Below are 375 nucleotides of genomic sequence, written 5' to 3'. Positions count from 1 at the left end.
TGGACGTCGCAGCGCATGCAGAACGGGATGTTGCGATGGATGAGCAAGGCCACCAGCCACGCGCTTGGATACCCGCGATCGAGCAGCAGCAGATCGTCCGCGGCCAACCCATCGAGATGCTCGACCACCATCTGGCGTTCGTCGCACACCGGCTCGTAGAGGGTGAAGTGCTCGAACAGCTCGAGGCCAGGCAGGAACAGACCGAAGGCCACGGCCTCCTTGATGTAACGCACGCGGCGCTCGGGATCGAACTGAATCGCCCCGGGTTTGGTGGAGGCTCTAGTTCTTGAGAAGATAGAGCCATGAAGAAGTCAGTGAAGTTCTCCCCCGAAGTTCGTGAGCGCGCCGTGCGCATGGTGGCCGAATGTCGTGGCG

Annotated in this window: 1 pseudogene; it reads right to left on the bottom strand. The window is 61.6% G+C overall.

Annotated features, from left to right (window positions below):
* Positions 1–233: pseudogene (locus DNK49_RS23460) on the bottom strand (hypothetical protein); the annotation flags it as partial.
* Positions 234–375 lie beyond the last annotated feature (142 nt).

The organism is Parazoarcus communis SWub3 = DSM 12120 (assembly GCF_003226565.1).
Lineage (GTDB): Bacteria > Pseudomonadota > Gammaproteobacteria > Burkholderiales > Rhodocyclaceae > Parazoarcus > Parazoarcus communis.
Note: the sequence above shows the minus strand (reverse complement) of the source record. Positions and strands in the feature narration are given on the sequence as shown.